This window comes from Pseudomonas sp. Z18(2022) (assembly GCF_036346535.1).
Classification (GTDB): domain Bacteria; phylum Pseudomonadota; class Gammaproteobacteria; order Pseudomonadales; family Pseudomonadaceae; genus Aquipseudomonas; species Aquipseudomonas yamanorum_A.
In genome coordinates this window covers 40,488-59,036 of sequence record NZ_JAOTOA010000007.1, presented here as the reverse complement: position 1 = coordinate 59,036, position 18,549 = coordinate 40,488, and the positions used below count along the sequence as shown (strand labels likewise).

At 60.2% G+C, this 18,549-nt stretch carries 17 protein-coding genes and 4 tRNA genes; 3 read left to right on the top strand and 18 right to left on the bottom strand.

What is annotated here, in order from left to right; translation table 11 throughout:
- Positions 1–156: 156 nt before the first annotated feature.
- The 7 genes from V3W39_RS16555 to rluD all read right to left on the bottom strand — a co-directional run bounded on the left by V3W39_RS16555 (position 157) and on the right by rluD (position 5,271).
- Positions 157–233, bottom strand: a tRNA-Pro gene (locus V3W39_RS16555).
- Between the two features lie 94 nt (positions 234–327).
- Positions 328–403, bottom strand: a tRNA-Lys gene (locus V3W39_RS16550).
- A 5-nt stretch (positions 404–408) separates the two neighbouring features.
- A tRNA-Pro gene (locus V3W39_RS16545) sits at positions 409–485 on the bottom strand.
- A gap of 9 nt (positions 486–494) precedes the next feature.
- Positions 495–570: transfer RNA gene (locus V3W39_RS16540), tRNA-Asn, on the bottom strand.
- A gap of 300 nt (positions 571–870) precedes the next feature.
- Positions 871–3,435, bottom strand: a complete 2,565-nt coding sequence (clpB, locus tag V3W39_RS16535; protein WP_169386332.1) for an ATP-dependent chaperone ClpB — start codon at positions 3,433–3,435, stop codon at positions 871–873.
- Positions 3,436–3,586: 151 nt separating this feature from the next.
- On the bottom strand, positions 3,587–4,312 hold the full coding sequence (gene pgeF, locus V3W39_RS16530; RefSeq protein ID WP_330212978.1) for a peptidoglycan editing factor PgeF: 726 nt from the start codon (positions 4,310–4,312) through the stop codon (positions 3,587–3,589).
- A complete protein-coding gene (gene rluD / locus V3W39_RS16525) occupies positions 4,309–5,271 on the bottom strand; it encodes a 23S rRNA pseudouridine(1911/1915/1917) synthase RluD (RefSeq protein WP_003215899.1) in 963 nt (320 codons plus the stop codon). The genes pgeF and rluD overlap by 4 nt, the downstream gene beginning before the upstream one ends.
- A 149-nt stretch (positions 5,272–5,420) precedes the next feature.
- Between rluD and V3W39_RS16520 the strand changes: the two genes are divergently transcribed.
- Positions 5,421–6,446: an outer membrane protein assembly factor BamD gene (locus V3W39_RS16520; protein ID WP_008432851.1), complete on the top strand. Its 1,026-nt coding sequence runs from the start codon at positions 5,421–5,423 to the stop codon at positions 6,444–6,446.
- A 126-nt stretch (positions 6,447–6,572) separates the two neighbouring features.
- A complete protein-coding gene (locus V3W39_RS16515) occupies positions 6,573–6,806 on the top strand; it encodes a PP0621 family protein (RefSeq protein WP_177043385.1) in 234 nt (77 codons plus the stop codon).
- On the opposite strand, the gene thiO is transcribed toward V3W39_RS16515, so the two are convergent.
- The 5 genes from thiO to pilV all read right to left on the bottom strand — a co-directional run bounded on the left by thiO (position 6,793) and on the right by pilV (position 10,094).
- Positions 6,793–7,902 carry a glycine oxidase ThiO gene (gene thiO / locus V3W39_RS16510; protein ID WP_330212977.1) on the bottom strand — a complete coding sequence of 370 codons (1,110 nt, stop codon included), beginning with the start codon at positions 7,900–7,902 and terminating at the stop codon, positions 6,793–6,795. The genes V3W39_RS16515 and thiO overlap by 14 nt on opposite strands.
- Positions 7,903–7,967: 65 nt before the next feature.
- Positions 7,968–8,366, bottom strand: a complete 399-nt coding sequence (locus V3W39_RS16505) for a type IV pilin protein (protein ID WP_330212976.1) — start codon at positions 8,364–8,366, stop codon at positions 7,968–7,970.
- Between the two features lie 12 nt (positions 8,367–8,378).
- Positions 8,379–8,906 carry a pilus assembly PilX family protein gene (locus V3W39_RS16500; RefSeq protein ID WP_330213008.1) on the bottom strand — a complete coding sequence of 176 codons (528 nt, stop codon included), beginning with the start codon at positions 8,904–8,906 and terminating at the stop codon, positions 8,379–8,381.
- A gap of 7 nt (positions 8,907–8,913) precedes the next feature.
- On the bottom strand, positions 8,914–9,621 hold the full coding sequence (locus V3W39_RS16495; RefSeq protein ID WP_177120528.1) for a PilW family protein: 708 nt from the start codon (positions 9,619–9,621) through the stop codon (positions 8,914–8,916).
- Positions 9,618–10,094, bottom strand: coding sequence for a type IV pilus modification protein PilV (gene pilV, locus V3W39_RS16490; protein WP_177043381.1), 477 nt, complete (start codon positions 10,092–10,094; stop codon positions 9,618–9,620). The genes V3W39_RS16495 and pilV overlap by 4 nt, the downstream gene beginning before the upstream one ends.
- 219 nt (positions 10,095–10,313) lie before the next feature.
- Here pilV and V3W39_RS16485 point away from each other — a divergent pair, with 219 nt between their 5' ends.
- Entirely contained in the window at positions 10,314–10,895 is a 582-nt protein-coding gene (locus V3W39_RS16485) for a GspH/FimT family pseudopilin (protein ID WP_177043380.1), read from the top strand.
- Here the strand turns inward: V3W39_RS16485 and ispH are convergent.
- From ispH to murJ, 6 genes are all read right to left on the bottom strand, one after another.
- On the bottom strand, positions 10,849–11,796 hold the full coding sequence (gene ispH, locus V3W39_RS16480; protein ID WP_010174963.1) for a 4-hydroxy-3-methylbut-2-enyl diphosphate reductase: 948 nt from the start codon (positions 11,794–11,796) through the stop codon (positions 10,849–10,851). The genes V3W39_RS16485 and ispH overlap by 47 nt on opposite strands.
- Before the next feature lie 168 nt (positions 11,797–11,964).
- Positions 11,965–12,402, bottom strand: coding sequence for an FKBP-type peptidyl-prolyl cis-trans isomerase (gene fkpB, locus V3W39_RS16475; RefSeq protein WP_003215879.1), 438 nt, complete (start codon positions 12,400–12,402; stop codon positions 11,965–11,967).
- A gap of 7 nt (positions 12,403–12,409) precedes the next feature.
- Positions 12,410–12,919 carry a signal peptidase II gene (lspA, locus tag V3W39_RS16470; protein ID WP_010174962.1) on the bottom strand — a complete coding sequence of 170 codons (510 nt, stop codon included), beginning with the start codon at positions 12,917–12,919 and terminating at the stop codon, positions 12,410–12,412.
- Entirely contained in the window at positions 12,912–15,743 is a 2,832-nt protein-coding gene (gene ileS / locus V3W39_RS16465) for an isoleucine--tRNA ligase (protein ID WP_177043379.1), read from the bottom strand. Before ileS ends, lspA begins: the two co-directional genes overlap by 8 nt.
- 13 nt (positions 15,744–15,756) lie before the next feature.
- A complete protein-coding gene (ribF, locus tag V3W39_RS16460; RefSeq protein WP_076014011.1) occupies positions 15,757–16,695 on the bottom strand; it encodes a bifunctional riboflavin kinase/FAD synthetase in 939 nt (312 codons plus the stop codon).
- Between the two features lie 118 nt (positions 16,696–16,813).
- A complete protein-coding gene (gene murJ / locus V3W39_RS16455; RefSeq protein ID WP_177043378.1) occupies positions 16,814–18,352 on the bottom strand; it encodes a murein biosynthesis integral membrane protein MurJ in 1,539 nt (512 codons plus the stop codon).
- Positions 18,353–18,549 lie beyond the last annotated feature (197 nt).

The window sequence follows — 18,549 nt, the reverse complement described above, 5'->3', positions numbered from 1 at the left end:
CGGGCTTGCTCGCGAAAGCGGTGTGTCAGTCAGTACATCTGGCACTGAACCACCGCTTTCGCGAGCAAGCCCGCTCCCACATTTTTTTGTGGTGAACCCAGGATTTTCGCGCACAAAAAAAAATCCCCGTATCTTTCGATACGAGGATTTTTAATATGGTCGGGGTAAGGGGATTCGAACTCCTGACATCCTGCTCCCAAAGCAGGCGCGCTACCGGACTGCGCTATACCCCGGTAAAAAAAAGGCGACCTTTCAGTCGCCTTCTTCGATCAGCGCTTTTGGCCTCTGATCTTAAGATTCGATTCCAGCGTTAACTGGTCTCAAAAATGGTGGGTCGTGTGGGATTCGAACCTACGACCAATTGGTTAAAAGCCAACTGCTCTACCAACTGAGCTAACGACCCAAATATGGTCGGGGTAAGGGGATTCGAACTCCTGACATCCTGCTCCCAAAGCAGGCGCGCTACCGGACTGCGCTATACCCCGGTTTGAAATTGGCTCCGTGACCAGGACTCGAACCTGGGACCCAATGATTAACAGTCATTTGCTCTACCGACTGAGCTATCACGGAACTACATATTTCAAAGTGTTACGTTGTTGCTTGTTACCTTCTCTTCGTCGCTTCCGTATCGCTACGTTAGTGCCTCTGAGGCGCGCTATTCTACAATCTTAAAAACCTCTGTCAACCCTTTAAATTGCTTTTAAGACAAGGATTTGCGCTTCTTTCTGATTTCTCCTTGGGGAGAAGAAACCGTTGGGCTGACGTTGCTGCGGGGCGCACTTTACAAGCCTTTGCCTTACAGTTCAACGCCCTATCGAAAAAAAAGGCCCCGCAATGCGAGGCCTCTTCTTATAGCACTACAGCCTGGACTCAGTGGAAGACGATTTCGTCGTTCTCCACCGTAGCCTCGACGCTGGTGCCCGGCATAAAGCTGCCCGACAGGATCAGCTGTGCCAACGGGTTCTCGATCCAGCGCTGGATAGCACGCTTCAACGGCCGTGCGCCATACACCGGGTCGTAACCAACGGCGATCAGCTTGTCCAACGCCTCGCGGCTCAGCTCCAGCGACAACTCGCGCTCCGCCAGACGGCTGCGCAGGCGGCCCAACTGGATCTCGGTGATGCCCGCGATCTGATCCCGCGCCAAAGGCTCGAAGATCACCACTTCATCGACCCGGTTGATGAACTCCGGCCGGAAGTGGCTGGTCAGCGCGTCCATCACCGCTGCACGCTGGGCTTCACGATCACCCACCAGTTCCTGGATCTGTACCGAGCCCAGGTTGGAGGTCATCACGATCACCGTATTACGGAAATCCACGGTACGCCCGTGGCTGTCCGTCAGCCGGCCATCTTCCAGCACTTGCAGCAACACGTTGAACACATCCGGGTGGGCCTTCTCGACCTCGTCCAGGAGGATCACCGAGTAAGGCTTGCGCCGCACTGCCTCGGTCAGGTAACCGCCCTCCTCGTACCCTACATAGCCTGGTGGAGCTCCGATCAGGCGAGCCACGGAATGTTTCTCCATGAACTCGGACATATCGATCCGTACCATGGCCTCTTCGGTATCAAAGAGGAACTCGGCCAAGGCCTTGCACAGTTCGGTCTTACCCACGCCGGTCGGGCCGAGGAACATGAACGAGCCGCTCGGACGGTTCGGGTCGGACAACCCGGCCCGGGAACGCCGTACCGCGTTGGACACCGCGACAACCGCCTCTTCCTGGCCGATGACGCGCTGGTGCAACAGGCTTTCCATCTTCAACAGCTTGTCGCGCTCGCCTTCGAGCATTTTCGACACAGGGATACCGGTCCACTTCGAGACGACTTCGGCGATTTCTTCCTCAGTCACCTTGCTGCGCAGCAATTGGTTCTCAGGCTTGCCGTGCTGGTCGACCATCTGCAGGCTGCGCTCCAGGTCCGGGATCACCCCGTACTGCAACTCGGCCATGCGGTTCAGGTCGCCTTTACGGCGTGCCGCTTCCAACTCCTGGCGGGACTGCTCGATCTTTTGCTGGATCTGCGCCGAACCCTGCACTTCGGCTTTTTCCGAGGTCCAGATTTCTTCGAGGTCCGAATACTCGCGTTCCAGACGAACAATTTCTTCCTGAAGTTTTTCCAGGCGTTTCTTCGCCGGCTCATCCTCTTCTTTCTTCAGGGCCTGGGATTCAACTTTCAGTTGAATCAGGCGCCGATCCAGACGATCCAGGACTTCGGGCTTCGAATCGATCTCCATCCGAATACGGCTGGCCGCTTCGTCGATCAGGTCGATGGCCTTGTCCGGCAACTGACGATCAGTGATGTAGCGATGGCTCAATTTCGCCGCCGCAATGATCGCGCCGTCGGTGATTGCGACTTTATGGTGAACCTCGTACCGCTCTTTCAGGCCACGCAGGATCGCGATGGTGTCTTCTTCGCTCGGTTCTTCCACCAGCACTTTCTGGAAGCGTCGCTCGAGGGCCGCATCCTTCTCGATGTACTGGCGATATTCATTCAGCGTGGTCGCACCGACGCAATGCAACTCACCACGAGCCAGTGCTGGCTTGAGCATGTTGCCCGCGTCCATCGAACCTTCGCCTTTGCCGGCGCCGACCATGGTGTGCAGTTCGTCGATAAACAGAATGATCTGCCCTTCCTGCTTCGACAGTTCATTCAGCAGGGACTTGAGGCGTTCTTCGAACTCGCCACGGAACTTGGCGCCCGCAATCAGCGACCCCATATCCAGCGACAACAGGCGCTTGCCTTTAAGGCCATCCGGCACTTCGCCATTAATGATGCGCTGGGCCAGGCCTTCGGCAATCGCGGTTTTACCCACGCCAGGCTCGCCGATCAATACCGGGTTGTTCTTGGTGCGGCGCTGCAGGACCTGAATGGTGCGACGAATTTCATCGTCACGGCCGATCACCGGATCGAGCTTGCCTTCTTCGGCGCGCTTGGTCAGGTCGACGGTGTATTTGTCCAGGGCCTGACGCGACTCCTCGTGGTTAGGGTCATTTACCGCTTCGCCGCCACGCAAATTGTTGATGGCATTTTCCAGGGCTTTCTTGCTCACGCCCTGGCCCAGTAACAATTTACCGAGCTTGCTGTTGTCGTCCATCGCGGCGAGCAACACCACTTCACTGGAGATGAACTGGTCACCCTTCTGCTGGGCCAGGCGGTCGGCCTGGTTCAACAGGCGCGCCAGGTCCTGGGACATGTTCACGTCGCCAGTTGGATTTTGGATTTTCGGCAGTTGGTCGAGCTCTTTGCTCAACTCCTTGCGCAGGCTGTTGACGTCAAAGCCCACCTGCATCAGCAAGGGTTTGATGGAACCGCCTTGCTGCTCCAGGAGCGCTTGCATCAAGTGCGCAGGCTCGATGGCCGGGTGGTCCAGGCCAACCGCCAGAGATTGGGCGTCAGATAAAGCCAACTGCAATTTGCTGGTTAAACGATCAATACGCATTAGTCACCTTCCTTTTGAGCAGGCCGGAGCTATGAACAAACACATCCTGAATGAAGAAACCTGCCAGATACCCCTATAGATGGGGTGGATTCTGCAAGATTCAAGCAGCCTATCGCTGACTTGCGTCAGGATTGACCCAAGTCAAGAGAGTCTAGCGTTCGAGCCAGATAAGGGAGGCAAACCGACCGGTGCGCGGGCTGCGACGGTAGGAATAGAAACGGGGATCGGTCACGGTACAGAAGCCGCCACCGTACACATCTGTGACTCCGCGGGCTGCGAGGCGCAGGCGGGCCAGCTGATAAATGTCGGCCATGAACTTGCCGGGATTGTGGCTGGGGACGAATGCCGCAATCGTTTCCGGAAGTTGCTGCACAAAGGCTTCCCGCACTTCCGGGCCGACTTCAAAGGCTTGCGGACCAATGGCAGGGCCCAGCCAGACCAGCACTTCGCCAGGTTCGGTCTCCAGGCTTTCAAACGCTGCTTCCAATACACCGGCAGCCAGGCCACGCCAACCGGCATGGGCTGCCGCAACGCGGGTGCCCGCGCGGTTGCAGAAGAGCGCAGGCAGGCAATCGGCAGTCATTGACGTACAGGCGATGCCAGGGGTGCTGGTCCAACTGCCATCTGCTTCGGCAGTCCGACCGGGATCGGCCTCAACCACAACGACACCGTGAACCTGACGCAGCCAGGCCGGCTGGATATTGAAGGCTTCAGTGAGGCGACGGCGATTTTCAAGAACGGCCTCGAGGTTGTCCTCGACATGATCGCCAAGATTGAGGCTGTCGAACGGCGCCACACTGACGCCGCCCGCACGGGTGGTAACACAGGCTTTCACCCCTGCCGGCGCGGGCCAGTCAGGAATCAGCCAGTCACTCATCCGATAAACGCCTCGCGATCCTGCTTGAGCAGCGACAACAACCAGACAAAATCGTCTGGAAGTGGCGATTCCCAGCTCATCCGCTTACCGCTCGTCGGATGATCCAGCTCCAGGAAGCGTGCATGCAATGCCTGGCGCGGGAAGGTTTTCAGCGAATCGACCATGGTTGCACTGGCCGCCGGCGGAATACGGAAGCGACCACCGTAGGCCGGATCTCCGACCAACGGGAAGTTGATGTGCGCCATGTGTACCCGAATCTGGTGGGTACGACCGGTTTCCAGCTTCACCCGCACGTGAGTGTGGGAGCGGAAACGTTCGAGCACACGGTAGTGGCTGACAGCCTGTTTGCCGCCTTCCATCACCGCCATGCGCTGGCGCTGCTGGCCGTGGCGACCGATCGGGGCATTGATTTTGCCACCAGCGGTTACCACGCCGATCACGATGCATTCGTAGATCCGGCTGACACTGCGGCTCTGCAGTTGTGTGACCAGCTGCGTCTGCGCCTGAATGGTCTTGGCCACCACCATAAGGCCGGTGGTGTCCTTGTCCAGGCGGTGCACGATGCCGCAGCGCGGGACATTGATGATGTCCGGCACGTGGTGCAGCAAGGCATTGAGCAGCGTGCCATCAGCGTGCCCGGCGGCCGGGTGAACCACCAGGCCTGCGGGTTTATTGATCACCAGGATGTCGTCGTCTTCATAGACGATGTCCAGTTCAATGTCCTGGGCGATCCATTCTCCCTGGGCTTCCTGCTCGGCAGTCAGCTCAAGAATCGCACCACCATGGACTATGTCTCGCGGGCGGATAACCGCTCCATCCACAGTCAGGCGGCCGTCTTTGATCCAGGCGGAAAGGCGCGAGCGCGAGTGCTCAGCGAATAATTGTGCGGCGACTTGATCGAGGCGTTGGCCGCCCAATTCGGACGGCACCTCTGCGCGAAGTTCAATTTTATCGGACATGCTCAGACTAGGCGTGGCACAGCCTTTGGTTTCGGCTGCGCGCTTGTGGTTAAATACGGCGTCTTTTGCCCCGAGGCTTTCCAAGGGGCGCTCATCATAACAGGACGGCCCCGCCCAAGACAGCGGCCGTCATAGGGACGCAAGCCGCCATGCAAGTGAAACACCTGCTGCTGATCGCCATCCTCGCCATGACTGCTGCTTGCTCGTCAACAAAGGAAGTCGTCGACGAAAACCTGAGCGAGGTCGAGCTGTACCAACAAGCTCAGACCGACCTGAACAACCACAGCTACACCAGCGCCACGGCAAAGCTGAAGGCACTGGAGTCGCGGTATCCGTTCGGGCGCTACGCCGACCAGGCCCAGCTCGAGCTGATCTACGCCAACTACAAGAACGCTGAGCCGGAAGCTGCCAAGTCCGCCGCCGAGCGTTTTATCCGCCTGCACCCGCAACACCCGAACGTAGACTACGCCTACTACCTCAAGGGCCTGACTTCGTTTGACCAGGACGTCGGCCTGCTGGCGCGCTTCCTGCCGCTGGACATGACCAAGCGTGACCCGGGCGCTGCCCGCGACTCCTACAACGAGTTCGCCCAACTGACCAGCCGCTACCCCAACAGCCGCTACGCGCCGGACGCCAAGCAGCGCATGATCTACCTGCGCAACCTGCTGGCTTCCTACGAGATCCACGTAGCCCACTACTACCTGACCCGCCAGGCGTATGTCGCCGCTGCGAACCGTGGCCGCTATGTCGTGGAAAACTTCCAGGAAACCCCGTCCGTGGGTGACGGCCTGGCCGTGATGACCGAGGCTTACCAGCGCCTGCACCTGGACGCCCTGGCGGCCACCAGCCTGGAAACCCTGAAGCTCAACTACCCGGACCACCCAAGCCTGAAGGACGGCCAGTTCGTACCTCAGGTAGCCGAAGCCGACAACCGTTCGTGGTTGAGCAAGTACACCCTGGGCCTGATCGAGTCCCGTCCACCGCTGCCGCCGGGTGAAACCCGCGCCAACCAGGACATCATCAAGCAATACCAGGACGCCAAGGATTCGATTCCATCGGACCTCAAGCCCCGTGACGAAAACGGCGACATCATCGAAGAGCAAGGGCCTCAAGCCCTGGGCAACAACGAAGACCGCTCGTGGTTCAGCTACATGACGTTCGGTATCTTTGACTGATCGTTCGCCGCGACGCAAAAAGGGAGCTCTTCGGAGCTCCCTTTTTTATTGCGCAGCATTATTGCGCTGTGCGCCTGCCACGTCCTTGGCTAAACTGGCGCATTCCTTGTCGAGAAGCTGCCCACCATGGTTCGTCTACTGTTCTGGATTGCCGTTATTGCTGCCGCGGTATGGTTTTGGCGCAAATTCAAAAGCCCGGCCGCCAAACAGCAGCGGCCCAGCGAACCCGGCACCATCCAGATGGTGCGTTGCGCCCACTGCGGCCTTCACCTGCCGCAGGACCGGGCCTTGAGCCAGCGCCAGGAGTGGTATTGCACCCAGGCGCACCTGGAGCAAGGGCCGAAGGCTATCCAGCGTTGATTCGGCCTGCCGGCGCGTACGGTGCCGGATCAATGATCGGCTGACGCTCCAGCAACAAATCGGCGAACAACTGGCAGGACGCCGGCGCCAGCACCAGGCCATTGCGGTAATGCCCGCAGTTGAGCCACAGCCCCTCAAACCCGGATACTTTGCCAATATAGGGAATGCCTTCCGGCGACCCTGGCCTCAAGCCGGCCCAATGCCCAACCACTTCGGCATCGGCCAGGGCCGGAATCAACTCGACGGCCGAGGCTTTCAGGCTTTCCAGCGCGGAAACGGTAGGCGTCTTGTCGAAACCCTCATGCTCCAGTGTGCTGCCGATCAGAATATGCCCATCGCGCCGGGGAATCGCATAACGGCCCTTGGCCAGGACCATGCACGACAAAAAGTCCGACGCGCACTTGTACAGGATCATCTGGCCCTTGACCGGCTCCACGGGCAACGCCAACCCCAGGCTACCGAGCAACTCACCGCTCCAGGCGCCGGCGGCGAGCACTACCTGATCACCACGGATCGGCCCAAACGCCGTGTTCACTCCAACGACCTTCCCGCCTTCCTGAATAAACCCATCAACCGCGCACTGCTCGTGAATCGTCACGCCTGGCAAGGCCAACAAGGCCGCCTTGAGGGATTTGACCAGTCGCGGATTACGCACATTGGCCACATCCGCCATATAGATCGCCTGGGAAAACCCGGCGCCCAGTACCGGCACCGCGTCATGGGCCGCTGAAACATCCACCTTGCTCAGCGGGCGTCCTTCGCGGGCCGCCCAGGCAAGCGCCTCGGCCTCATCGTCCAGGTCCAGCCAGTACAGGCCCGTGGTGTGAACCTCCGGATCAACGCCAGTCGCTGCAAACAGACGCTCTGCCAGTTGCGGGTAAAAGTCCTGGGACCAGTGCGCCAGAGCCGTCACCGCCGGGCTATAGCGCCACGGATAGAGTGGGGAAACAATGCCGCCGCCTGCCCACGAAGACTCCTGCCCGACCGCCGAACGATCCAGCAGCACAACCGCCTGCCCCTGGGTCGCCAGGTTGAACGCTGTCAACAAGCCGATGACCCCACCACCCACAACCACTACTTGCTGTTGCTTAGCCATTGTTCGATCCAGCCGATAAAAAGAAAAAGGCACGCCCGGCGCCCAATCGTCCAGCGTCCTCATCATTACCCCCAACACGCCTTGCCCGTCATATCAGGCGCGGCCCCCGGATTGCTTCGCGCACCGGTACTGCTCAGGCTGAAGGCGGCACAGGGATCACCCGCCATCACCGAGTCAATCGCCGGCGTGGCAAGCAGAACGAAATCCTGAGGGTTCAATACAGGGGTGATTCTATAGCGATCATTGCCGGCGATGACGCCAGTCGCATCAATAAAAGTACCGTTCCTCGCGTAATAACGTTCAAGGTACTGGGCTTGCTCAGTCAGCAACCCGGCAATTTCCGCGCGATAGACCTTTTTCATATGGCTGGCGTACCCGGGATAGGCGACGCCGGCCAGGAGACCGATGATCGCCACGGCGATCAATAATTCGATCAGGGTGAAGCCTGTGCAATCCTTGCTCATCGTGCTGCTCACCTATTGAAGTTGTCGCCACATGATTCGTCGAAAACGCTCACCGGGACCGCTGCCCACGTGCGCATACACAGATTCCAGGACGGACCGCGAGTGGCCACTGACACCCACCGACGTCACGCGATAGAGGGTGGCCTGGGTTTCTGCCGGCAGATGAGCCAGCCCCGTCCCCGAGCCCAGGTTTTGAATGCCGTAAAGGCTGTCCTTCATCCCGACCCAGGTCACGGTCGACACGGGGTTCGTCCCTGGTCCCACGACGGAAACCGACTCGGCAGGAGGCGCACAGACGGTAGTCGAGCGACAACGGCGCAAGGCAAAACCAGGCGCCTGCACCGAAGACTCGCCAAGCCTTAGGCCGCTTTCGGCCAACTGAAACGACTGGTTGCGCTGGCGAACGCTGCCGGTCATTTTTTCCTGGGAGATTGCGCCCTGCATCGAAAACAACCCGATTAGCGCCAACAGCAGCAGGAATACCAGGGCGACCATCAACACCATGCCAGACTGCCTCGAACGTGAGAGGTAATAACCCATCATCGAGCTACTCCAGCCGATTACGCAGCGCCGCTACAACGCTGTAGGTCTGGTCTTTAACCAATCCTTTCGGGTCCTGAAGCGTCAGCAGAATCCGCACACTACGTATCAGCGACTCATCAGCGGGGTCAGGGTCGTATCGGCTGACAATCGTTGAGCCCGCCTTCCCGGCCACCCCGAAACTGATATCGAATGCACCCACGTTATCCACCAGCACGGCCTTGCTCGGGGCCGCCAGCGTGCTGAACTTCAACTGCCCGCCCTCGAAGGTGTAAGTCAGCCTGCGCAGTGGAAAGCGGGTCTGCCCGGGCGCTGGCACAGGCCCGCTCCCTGCATAGGCTTGGGCAGCGCCGGTGCAATCGGAAAGCACTGTCCAGTCAGGCTTGCTGCCACCCTCTCCGACGTCGGCGGTCACCAGCGTCAGGGACCGTGAGCTGCCAGTGATACTCCAGCCGATGGGACGATCAAACCCCGCAGGCGCATTGCCGATTGAGGCGGTGGACAGGCAGCCAAACATGCCCGCCAGGCGTATTTCCTGAATCAGCTTGCCCAGCACAAAGCGTGCATCATCCTGCAACAACGAAGCTGAATTCTGGCTGGCATGAGTGATTCGGGAGCTGAGCGCGACCTGGGTCACCCCCATGATCAGCACCAGGCCAAGCGCCAATGCCAGCAGCATCTCCACCAGACTGAAACCGCGAGCCGCGCCCCTCATGGCAGCGCCCTCGAGTCGACGGCAACCCGGCTCGTCAGGGTGAATGTTTCCCGGGCGCCTTGAGCCTTCGCTGCGCGAGAGTCGTCCCAACTGATGCTGATGGTCACCTCTCGCTGATTGACCACGACCGAGCCTTTGGCGCTCTCCCCGGCAAACCCTGCAATGTTGGCTTCGAAATCGTGCAGGTCCAGATCACGGACACTGGCGACCGCCGTACTGGCAGGCGCGCGCTCGCTCTGCCCCCATGAGTAATCGGCGCCCGAGTTGGCGCGGATTCGGTCAAGCATGTCGTACGCAATGAAACTGGCCTGGCTGGTCATCCTGGAACTGTCGGTGTACTTCAGCGCATTGAGCTGAATCACCGCCGCCCCCAGCAGGCCAACGGCGAGGATCAGCACAGACACCAGGACTTCGATCAGGGTCATCCCGGCCTGGGCCGGTTGAGGTCGAAAGGTTACGGGGCAAGTGTTCATTACCATCGCCATCCATGTCGAAAGTCGTCAAAAAGCAGAAGAAAATCTGCAGTGCGACGCAAGACTAGCGTCGGTCTTGGCCCAGCGCTGCACCCCGGAACAAAGCGAAATACTTTGGACAGGATGGCCATCATTCGAGGTTCCAACCCCAGCGCTATAACTATGTCTGCCATCCGGCATCGACTGAAAAAACACACCGCGTCCACGGAGGGACGGCACATGAAACAACGAGGTTTCTCGCTGATCGAGCTGATACTGGGCCTGTTCCTGAGCGGCATCCTGGCCAACCTGGCAGTGCCGAGCCTCAAGGGGCTGCTGGAGTCGCAACGGCGCCAAAACGCCGCCGAATCCCTTGCCGGTGGTGTGCGCTACGCCCGCACGGAAGCCATCGCACGCAATCGCACGGTGGTCATCCATGCATTGGACGACGACTGGAGCCGAGGATGGAGGGTGATACTGGACCTGAACGGTCGCGGTCATCTGGACGACGACAACCCGATACTGCTGGAGCGCCAGGACAGTGGGCAGATACCGATTGTGGGGAATACGCCAGTGCGAACCCAGATACGCTTCAGCGGCTTGGGGGAGCCGCTGCTGTCAGCGGGGGCCTTCAGTGCTGGCACGGTCCACGTGTGCGCGACCGACCAGCAACTGAGCCTGTATCAGATAGTGCTGGCAGCCAGCGGGCGAATCAGCCTGCGCAGTAACAAGACCGAGCAGGCGCTGTGCCGGGGCTATGCCGGCACCCTGGGACTCAGAGCAGCGAACGAACCCGCAGCTCCTTGGGCATGGAGAAAGTGATGTTCTCTTCACGACCAGCCAGTTCATCAGCGCCCGTGGCGCCCCAGGCCTGCAATTGTTGAATCACACCACGTACCAGCACTTCCGGGGCCGAGGCGCCCGCCGTGATACCGATGCGCTCGACACCGTCGAACCAGCTGCGCTGCATGTCTTCGGCACCATCGATCAGGTAGGCCGGAGTCGCCATGCGCTCGGCCAGCTCACGCAGCCGATTGGAGTTGGAGCTGTTGGGGCTGCCCACCACCAGTACCACGTCGCATTCGTCAGCCAATTGCTTGACCGCATCCTGGCGGTTTTGCGTGGCGTAGCAGATGTCATCCTTGCGTGGCCCGCCGATGGCCGGGAAACGCGAGCGCAAGGCATCGATGACGCGGCTGGTGTCGTCCATCGACAAGGTGGTCTGGGTAACGAAGGCCAGCTTTTCAGGGTTGTGCACCTGCAAGGCGGCGACGTCTTTTTCGTCCTCTACCAGGTAGATCGCGCCGCCATTGCTGGCGTCGTACTGGCCCATGGTGCCTTCGACTTCCGGGTGACCGGCGTGGCCGATCAGGATGCATTCACGACCGTCACGGCTGTAGCGCGCGACCTCGATGTGCACCTTGGTTACCAGCGGGCAGGTGGCGTCGAAGACTTTCAGGCCACGGCCTGCAGCTTCGGTACGCACCGCCTGGGAAACACCGTGGGCGCTGAAGATGACGATTACGTCGTCCGGCACCTGGTCCAGCTCTTCAACGAAGATGGCGCCGCGACTGCGCAGGTCTTCGACCACGAATTTGTTGTGGACGACTTCATGGCGCACGTAAATCGGCGGCCCGAAGACTTCCAGGGCGCGGTTGACGATTTCAATCGCCCGGTCCACGCCGGCGCAGAAGCCACGGGGGTTGGCGAGTTTGATTTGCATGCTGTGCCTCGTGTCTTGCAGGGCAAGAAATGGGATCAACTCTACTCTGTAAGAGTAAGCCTCTGTGGGAGCCGGGCTTGCCCGCGATGCAGACGACTCGGCATATCAGGTACGCCAAGGTGATTCCATCGCAGGCAAGCCAGCTCCTACAGGGGCCGGTTTCGTTAGTTACAGCGCTTTAACGTCGATGATTTCAACATCAAAGGTCAAGGTTTTCCCGGCCAACGGGTGGTTGAAGTCGATGGTCACTTGCGCGTCATCAAAGGCTTTCACCACACCTGGCAGCTCGGTATTCGCCGCATCATTGAAGATCACCAGCAAGCCTTCCGACAGCTCCATGTCCTGGAACTGCGAACGCGGGATGATCTGCACGTTTTGCGGGTTGGGCTGGCCAAAGGCGTTTTCCGGCAGGATCTGCAGGTTGCGCTTGTCGCCGGCCTTGAAACCGAACAGTGCCGCCTCGAAGCCCGGCAGCAGGTTGCCGTCACCGACCTTGAAGGTCGCCGGGGCCTTGTCGAACGTGCTGTCGACCGTGTCGCCATTCTCCAGGCGCAATGCGAAATGCAAGGTGACTTCCGTGTTCTGGCCGATGCGTTGCTCAGCCAATACCTGTTCAGTCATGAACGGTCTCTCCGGTTTTCTTACTTTTGAACATATCCAACGCCAGCATGATTGCACCGACGGTGATGGCGCTGTCGGCAAAGTTGAACGCCGGGAAGTACCAGCGGTTCTGCCAATGCACCAGAATGAAGTCGATCACATGGCCCAGGGCGATGCGGTCGTACAGGTTGCCCAGCGCACCGCCCAGCACCAGCGCCAACGCGACAGCCAACCAGGTGTCATCGCGCCCCAGGCGCTTGAGCCAGACCACCAGCACGGCACTGACCACCACGGCGATCAGGGCAAACAGCCAGCGCTGCCAGCCGGAGCTGTCAGCCAGGAAGCTGAACGCAGCACCGGTGTTGTAGGCCAGGGTCCAGCTGAAGTAGTCGGGAATCACCACGATCTGCTGGTACATCTGCAAGGCGCCTTCGAAATGAGCCTTGCTGAGCTGGTCAATGACCAGCACCAGCACGCTCAGTACGAGCAAGCCCAGGCGTCCAAAACGACTGGCTTTAGGCATAGTGACGAACCTCGCCAGCGCCAGAGATGTTGTCGACGCAACGACCGCAGATTTCCGGATGCTCAGGGTTCACGCCGACATCTTCACGGCAGTGCCAGCAACGGGCGCACTTGGGGAAGGCCGACTTGACCACTTTGAGCTTGAGGCCCGGGACTTCGGTCGCCACGGCGTCCGCCGGAGCCTGGGTAAACGGTGCCAGGCTGGCGGTGGACGTGATCAACACGAAGCGCAGTTCGTTGCTCAGCTTGGCCAGGTCAGCGGTCAGGCCTTCCTCGGCAAACAGCGTGACTTCGGCCTGCAGGTTGCCGCCAACGGCTTTCGCCGCGCGCTGCACTTCCAGCTCCTTGTTCACGGCAACCTTCACCGCCATCACGCCTTCCCAGTACTCGCGACCCAGCTCGAAGTCGGCCGGCAATTCGGTCAGGCCTTCGTACCAGGTGTTGAGCATCACGGATTCGTTACGCTCGCCCGGCAGGTATTCCCACAGTTCGTCGGCGGTGAAGGCCAGGATCGGTGCGATCCAGCGCACCAGCGCTTCGGAGATGTGGTACAGCGCGGTCTGCGCCGAACGGCGGGCCTTGCTGTTGGCGCCGGTGGTGTACTGGCGGTCCTTGATGATGTCGAGGTAGAAGCCACCCAACTCCTGCACGCAGAAGTTGTGGATCTTCGAGTAGACGTTCCAGAAACGGTATTCGCCGTAGTGCTCCTGCAACTCGCGTTGCAGCAACAGGGTACGGTCCACGGCCCAACGGTCCAGGGCGAGCATTTCCTCGGCCGGCAGGATGTCGGTGGCCGGGTTGAAACCGGTCAGGTTCGACAGCATGAAGCGTGCGGTGTTACGGATCCGGCGGTAGGCATCGGCGCTGCGCTGCAGGATCTGCTCGGACACGGCCATCTCGCCCGAGTAATCGGTAGAGGCAACCCACAGGCGCATGATGTCGGCGCCCAGGGTGTCGTTGACCTTTTGCGGCGCGATCACGTTGCCCAGGGACTTGGACATCTTGCGACCGTTCTCGTCGACGGTGAAACCGTGGGTCAGCAACTCGCGGTACGGGGCGTGATCGTCGATCGCGCAGCCGGTGAGCAGCGAGGAGTGGAACCAGCCACGGTGTTGGTCGGAACCTTCCAGGTACAGATCGGCACGCGGGCCGGTCTCGTGACCCATCGGGTGCGAGCCGCGCAGGACGTGCCAGTGGGTGGTGCCCGAGTCGAACCAGACGTCGAGGGTGTCGCTGATCTTGTCGTACAGCGGCGCTTCGTCGCCCAGCAGCTCGGCGGCGTCCAGTTTGAACCAGGCTTCGATGCCCTCTTGCTCAACGCGCTGGGCAACCACTTCCATCAGCTCGACGGTACGTGGGTGCAGCTCGCCGCTCTCCTTGTTCAGGAAGAATGGGATCGGCACGCCCCAGTTGCGCTGACGGGAGATGCACCAGTCCGGACGGTTGGCGATCATCGAGTGCAGGCGCGCCTGGCCCCAGGCCGGAACGAACTTGGTGTCTTCGATCGCTTTGATCGCGCGCTTGCGCAGGGTTTCGCCGCTGTTCGGCTCTTTGTCCATGCCGATGAACCACTGCGCGGTGGCGCGGTAGATCAGCGGAGTCTTGTGGCGCCAGCAGTGCATGTAGCTGTGGGTGATGGTTTCGGTGTGCAGCAGCGCACCGACTTCCGACAGCTTGTCGATGATCGGCTGGTTGGCCTTGAAGATGAACTGGCCGCCGAAGAATTCCAGGGACGGCGCGTATACGCCGTTGCTTTGCACTGGATTGATGATGTCGTCGTTGACCAGCCCGTACTGCTTGCAGATCACGAAGTCGTCCACGCCATAGGCAGGCGAGCAGTGAACCACGCCGGTGCCGGCGCCCAGTTCAACGTACTCGGCCAGATAGATTGGCGACAGGCGGTCGTAGAACGGGTGACGGAAGTTGATCAGCTCCAGCGCGGAGCCGGTCGTGGTCGCGATCACCGAGCCTTGCAGGTTGTAGCGGGCCAGGCACGACTCGACCAGCTCTTCAGCCAGCACCAGCAGGCGATCACCGACGTCCACCAGGGCATAGGTGAATTCCGGGTGCACGTTCAGCGCCTGGTTGGCGGGGATGGTCCACGGGGTGGTGGTCCAGATCACGATGGAGGCTGGCTTGGCCAGGCTCGCCAGGCCGAAAGCCTCGGCCAGCTTGGCTTCGTCGGCGATCGGGAAGGCCACGTCGATGGTCGAGGACTTTTTGTCTTCGTATTCCACTTCTGCTTCAGCCAGGGCCGAACCGCAGTCGAAGCACCAGTTCACGGGCTTGAGGCCCTTGAACACGAAACCGCCCTTGACGATTTCGGCCAAGGCACGGATTTCACCGGCCTCGTTCTTGAAGTCCATGGTTTTGTAAGGGTTGGCCCAGTCGCCCAACACACCCAGGCGGATGAATTCGGACTTCTGCCCTTCGATCTGCTCGGTGGCGTAGGCACGGCACAGTTCGCGGGTTTTATCCGCGCCCAGGTTCTTGCCGTAGGTCACTTCGACTTTGTGCTCGATCGGCAGGCCGTGGCAGTCCCAACCCGGAACATAAGGCGCGTCGAAACCCGACAGGGTTTTCGAACGCACGATCATGTCCTTGAGAATCTTGTTCAGCGCATGACCGATGTGAATCGTGCCGTTGGCATAAGGAGGGCCGTCGTGCAGGACGAATTTCGGACGATCCTTGCCAATCTCGCGCAACTTTCCGTACAGGCCAATACTGTCCCAGCGCTGCAGGATCTGCGGTTCGCGCTGTGGCAGGCCGGCCTTCATTGGGAAGGCGGTGTCCGGAAGGTTTAGCGTGGCTTTATAGTCGGTCATTTAAGGCTCTTCATTAGCGATGGGCGCTAGGTGCGGCTAGTGCACGGGCGGCGGCGACATCCGCATTGATCGCCGTTTTCAACGCCTCCAGGGAGGCGAAACGCTGCTCTTCACGCAGCTTTTGGTGGAAAGCCACCGTCAAACGCCGGTCATACAGATCACCGGCAAAATCCAAAAGGTGAACTTCCAGGTGGGCTTTGCCATCACCTGCAACCGTGGGCCTGACGCCTATGTTGGCGACTCCGGGCCACGATTGGCCGTCGATGTCGACACTCACCAGGTAAACCCCGGTCAGCGGCACACGACGGCGCTTGAGTTGCACGTTGGCGGTCGGCGTGCCCAGTTGGCGCGCCAGCTTCTGGCCGTGCAAAACCCGCCCGGCAATCCGGAACGGGCGACCGAGCAAGCGCTCGGCCAAGGCGAAGTCGGCAGCGGCCAGGGCGTTACGCACCTGGGTACTGCTCACGCGCAGGCCGTCCAGTTCGACGGTTTGCGCGGCTTCGACGGTAAAACCCTGGGTGACGCCGGCTTGTTGCAGGAAATCGAAATCCCCTACCCGGTCGCAACCGAAACGGAAGTCGTCGCCGACCTCCAGGTGCTGCACGCCCAGGCCATCCACCAGGATGCGGTCGACGAACTCGGCGGCACTGAGGCTGCGCAAACGCTGGTTGAAAGCCAGGCAAAGGACACGGTCCACGCCCTCTTCCGCCAGCAGCTGCAGCTTGTCCCGCAGGCGGGCCAGACGTGCCGGCGCCGTCTCAGGAGTAAAAAATTCGCGCGGCTGTGGTTCAAAAATCACCACACAGCTGGGCACGCCCAACTCAACCGCACGCTCACGCAGGCGGGCCAGGATAGCCTGGTGGCCACGGTGAACACCGTCAAAGTTGCCAATAGTGGCGACGCAGCCCCGATGCTGGGGGCGCAGGTTGTGGAGACCTCGAACCAGCTGCATAACGCGCTTCTTGCTCATAAAGTGGTCGATTATAACCACACCCGGCCCTGGACGACAGGCAACAGCGCAGGCCATTTGCGCGAATCGATAAAACAACCGCTTTATCGACGAAAAGTCTCTAGCTCAGCGACTTGCGATTGAAATCCCGCAAGCGGAAGCCCATCAGCAGCAACATGCCGAAGTACACCACAACGCCAGCGACCACCAACGCACCGAGGCGCATGAAGCGCTCCAGCATCTGGCCCTGATCCCAGGCTGGCATGAAGTGCATCAGGCCCAGCAGCACCGCGGCCATTGCCCCCACGGCCACCACCAGCTTGATCGCGAACAGACTCCAGCCCGCCTGAGGCTGGAACATTTTCTGTTTACGCAGTTGATAAAACAGCAGGCCGGCATTGATGCAGGCCCCGACACTGATTGCCAGTGCAAGCCCGGCATGCTTCAGCGGGCCAATGAACGCCAGGTTGAGCAGTTGCGTCACCACAAGGGTGAAGATCGCGATTTTTACCGGGGTACGGATGTTCTGTTGAGCATAAAAGCCGGGAGCCAGCACCTTGATCACGATAATGCCCAGCAGGCCGACGGAATAGGCGATCAACGCACGCTGGGTCATCGAGGCGTCAAACGCGGTGAACTGGCCGTACTGGAACAGCGCAACCGTCAGTGGCTCGGCGAGCAACCCTAGCGCCACGGCGCACGGCAGCACCAGCACGAAGCACAGGCGCAGGCCCCAGTCGAGGATCCGCGAATACTCGTGGCGGTCCTTGCTGGCATAGGTGCGCGACAGCGTAGGCAGCAGGATGGTGCCGAGCGCAACGCCCAGCACGCCGGATGGCAACTCCATCAGGCGATCGGCGTAGTACATCCACGACACCGAGCCCGAGACCAGCAGCGAGGCAAAGGCCGTGTTGATGATCAGCGAGATCTGGCTGACGGAAACCCCAAGGATCGCCGGCAGCATGTTGCGCATCACCCGCCAGACGCCCGTGTCCTTGAGGTTCAGGCGCGGCAGCACCAGCATGCCGATTTTCTTCAGGTGCGGCAGTTGGTACAGCAGTTGCGCGAGGCCGCCGGCCAATACCGCCCAGCCCAGGGCCATCACGGGCGGATCGAAGTACGGCGTCAGGAACAGCGCAAAAATAATCATGCTGACGTTAAGCAGGGTCGGCACGAACGCCGGCACCGAGAAACGGTTCCAGGTATTGAGGATCGCCCCGGCCAGGGACGACAGGGAAATCAGCAATATATAAGGAAAGGTCACCCGCAACAGATCAGTGGTCAGGGCGAATTTTTCCGGCGTATTGGCAAAGCCGGGGGCTGTGGCCCAGATCACCCAGGGCGCAGCGAGCATCCCGGCGATCGTCACCAGCGTCAGCACCAGCGTCAGCAAACCCGACACATAAGCAATAAAGGTACGGGTCGCCTCCTCGCCTTGCTGGGCCTTGTATTCGGCCAGAATCGGCACGAATGCCTGGGAAAAAGCCCCCTCGGCGAAGATCCGCCGCAGCAGGTTGGGCAGTTTAAAGGCAATAAAGAAGGCATCCGTGGCCATGCTGGCGCCAAAAATACGCGCCAGCAGCGTGTCACGCACAAACCCAAGAACCCGGGAAATCATCGTGATAGAGCTGACGGCGGCCAACGACTTGAGCAGATTCATTGAAAGAGTTTTTGCCTATAGATAAAGAGCAGGCGAACAAACGGCCCACATATGCGATACTCCGCGCCTGCAACAAGCACAGAGCCAAAGCTCGCGAGTTTACAGGTCAAGCGCCGGAAATAAATCACCCGCCTCTTAAGATCGACCACTCAGCAGTTCGCATCACCCGCCCTTGACAAGACTTCAACTCATCGGCA